The sequence below is a fragment of the Nonomuraea sp. NPDC049784 genome, from assembly GCF_040659615.1.
Classification (GTDB): Bacteria; Actinomycetota; Actinomycetes; order Streptosporangiales; family Streptosporangiaceae; genus Nonomuraea.
Window position 1 is genome coordinate 1 of sequence record NZ_JBFAMX010000898.1, and the last position, 3063, is coordinate 3063.

The window sequence follows — 3063 nt, forward strand, 5'->3', positions numbered from 1 at the left end:
GCGCGGCCCGGCTGTTCGGTGCCGCCGGCATGGTCTGGCAGGCGATGGGCACGTCACTGCCGGCGCTCCGGCCGTTCGCCGAGTTCCACAACCTGTGCGAGACGCAGCTGCGCATGTCCCTGGGCCATTCCGGTTACACCGCCGCGTTCCAGCGCGGCGTCGAACTCACCGCCGATCAGGCCGTCGACTACGCGCTGGACACCGGGGCGCGGGCTCCCGCACCCCGCCGGGAGGCGGAGCCCGGGGAGGCGTCCGCGCTCACTCCCAGGCAGCGAGAGGTGGCTGACCTCATCGCCGAGGGGCTGAGCAACAAGGACATCGCCGCGAAGCTGGTCATCGCTCAACGCACTGCCGAAGGTCACGTCGAGAGCATCCTGACCAAGCTGGGCTTCACGTCCAGGGTGCAGATCGCGGCCTGGGTCAGCAGTCACCGGTGACGCCTGCGGCATCGTCAGGCCCCCCGCGCGACGAGACCAGTACGGCCGCACTGCCGTGGAGCGGAGGCTGGGGAGCGGCGTGGCACCGAGCCGACCACAACCGCTGATCAGGCGCACGCGGTCGCTGTAGACGCGATTCGTGTTCGTGTTCGGGTTCGCGGGTCCGGCTTGACCTGGCCGTGTGCGCAACGGCTCTCGCCGTAGACCACATCGAGGACGCCAGCCGCATGGGCTTCGGGGCGTTCGACGAGCTGGCCGCGTTCGAAGTGGGCTCCGGCACGGACGAGGGCGACGAGGCCGGGGTGTCTGGGCGGAAGGCGTCACAGTTGGTACGGGGTGTCGGCTCCCAAGCTCAGCTCCGGATAAACGACGCCGGAGAATTGCGCAGTGGGGTAGGGCTAGCACGCGATACCTCAGCCTGGCCCGGCGAAGCGATGAGCAGCGAGGTCACGAGGCCGCGCGACTGCCGGCACATCGCCGCGAGCGACGCTCAAGTCTTGGCGCACCGCGGGGGAGCAACGGGCCTGCTCAGATGGGCTGGCTGCGTTCTCAGTATGAATCTACAGTGTAAAGGCGCTCGGTTGGATCTATCGCCTCCATTCCCCAAACACAAGAAAACGGGCTTCGCCCGTCCGCTCCAACCCGGAAGCAAGCCGGTCGTCCAGCTGGTTTATCGGGGGGAGCGGCAGGTGGGCCATCCACGATGCGCGGTGAAGTCGCGGCGCAGCTGCAGCGCCGGCCCGTCCGGCGGGCCGAGCAGCTCGCGGGGTGCGCTCGTCCATGGTCATCAAGAGGCCGCCGTCCACCGCACCAAAGGCGGTATTGCCGGACCCGTCGCAAAGTCACTGCCTGGCGGCGGTAATGGGCGCCCGTATGATCCATGACGTGACCTCAGCGCTGCCGATGCCGGCCGACTACGCCTGGGCTCCGCCAGGACGCGGTAGACGCTGGCGGCCGAGGTGGTGCCTGCCCTTGTTCTTACCGGTGGGGATGACCAGTTTGCGGGCGATGTCGGGAACCACCACGCCCCGCTCCCGCAACGGACGCTATGGCCCTTCGCACGGCTCCGTGCGACCAGTCGCCAAGAAGCTGTGAGTGACCTGGAGTTTCTGGGCGGCCGTCAGACGGGCTCGGGTTGATGATCGCAAAAAGGATTGCGAGGGGGTTCGGCGATTGGATAGATCTTTTTGGCCGATAAGCCCATGACCGCCGCGCTTGCGTCCTCCCGGGGCGCGGTCCGCGTCTGACCCTGGAGCGGACAGCGCCTTCACTGGAGCGTGCCTTGACCGTGGAACAGAACAACCTGACCATCCGCCCGATCACCGGGCGCGAAGAACTCGACCTTTTCTCCCGGCTGCCCTATGTCCTCAATGAGGAACTGGCGGACGACCTCGCCGCCGGCCGCCGCCGACCGCAATGGATGTGGGTCGCCCTGTGCGGCGACCACCTGCTGGCCAGGGTCGCCTGGTGGGGTCGGGCCGGCGACGACGCACCATTCCTCTTGGACATTTTCGACATCGACGACAGCAGCGCGGATCGCGACCGCGTAGACATCGGCGTGCGGCTGCTGCAGACCGCCATGGCCGAAGTCGTCCCAGCAGGCACCCGTCCCCCCGAGTCCAGCCGCATCGTCCCACCCGATTGGCGCGAGGCGGGGGCGACCGAGCGCGTCGTCGAGGACCGCATGGTCGCCCTGGAACGGAACGGCGCCCGCCTGCTCGTCGAACGACTGCGTCTGGAGTGGCGCCCCGGAACGCCGATCCCCGAGCCGAGCGGGCGCCTGGCGTTCCGGCCGGTCCGCGACACCGAGGAGATCCTCGCCCTGATGACTCTGGCCCTGGACGGGACGCTCGACGCGCACAGCAGGGACGACCTGACCCGGATGTCCCCCCGCGAGGCGGCCGTCAGGCACTATGAGGACGAACTCGCGCACTACCGGAGCCCGCGGGACTGGTGGCGGATCGCCACGCTGCCGGACGGCGAGCCGGTGGGGTTCGTCACCCCGGCCCGCAACGACTACAACCCCATCATCGGCTACCTCGCCGTACTGCCCACACACCGGGGCAACGGCTACATCGACGACATCCTTGCCGAAGGCACCCGTATCCTCATCGCGCAGGACGTCCCGCGCATCCGGGCGGCCACGGATCTCGGCAACACTCCGATGGCCAACGCCTTCCGGCGCGCCGGATACGTCAACTTCGAACGCACGATCAACATGACCTGGAACTGAGCCAGGCATCCGGCGGGGAGGCCACAAACGACCTCCCCGCCGGATCGCGACGCTGCCGGCCACCGTGATCTACCTGGAGGGCAAGTCAGTCCACGACTGCCTGGAGATGCTGGATCTGCTGGTGAGGACCGAGCTGCTCGGTAAGAGCGCCTCACTGTCCGCGCAGGCGGGACTCGATGGCCTCTATGATCCGTGGGCGCAGTTCCGCGGCGCGGATGACGGCGTCGACGGAGCCGACCTCGACCGCGCGCTGGATGTTGTGCACGCGGTCGAACTCCGCGGCCACCTCGCCGAGCTTCTCCGCGCGGACCGACGAGCGGAGCTCGTCCAGCTCTGCGGTCAACGCGGCGCGGTCGGCGCCGGAGGCGGCCGCGGCGCGGGCCTCCAGGTCCC

3 protein-coding genes are annotated in these 3063 nt (G+C 68.9%); 2 read left to right on the plus strand and 1 reads right to left on the minus strand.

The window, feature by feature from the left end:
* Together AB0J09_RS60630 and AB0J09_RS60635 are read left to right on the plus strand one after the other, a co-directional pair.
* Window positions 1–437: helix-turn-helix transcriptional regulator (locus AB0J09_RS60630; RefSeq protein WP_360712963.1), on the plus strand; the 437-nt coding region annotated here is incomplete at its 5' end.
* Between the two features lie 1282 nt (window positions 438–1719).
* Window positions 1720–2670, plus strand: coding sequence for a GNAT family N-acetyltransferase (locus tag AB0J09_RS60635; RefSeq protein ID WP_360712966.1), 951 nt, complete (start codon window positions 1720–1722; stop codon window positions 2668–2670).
* A gap of 151 nt (window positions 2671–2821) precedes the next feature.
* Here AB0J09_RS60635 and AB0J09_RS60640 read toward each other — a convergent pair.
* On the minus strand, window positions 2822–3063 hold a 242-nt coding region (locus AB0J09_RS60640; RefSeq protein WP_360712969.1), incomplete at its 5' end, for a hypothetical protein.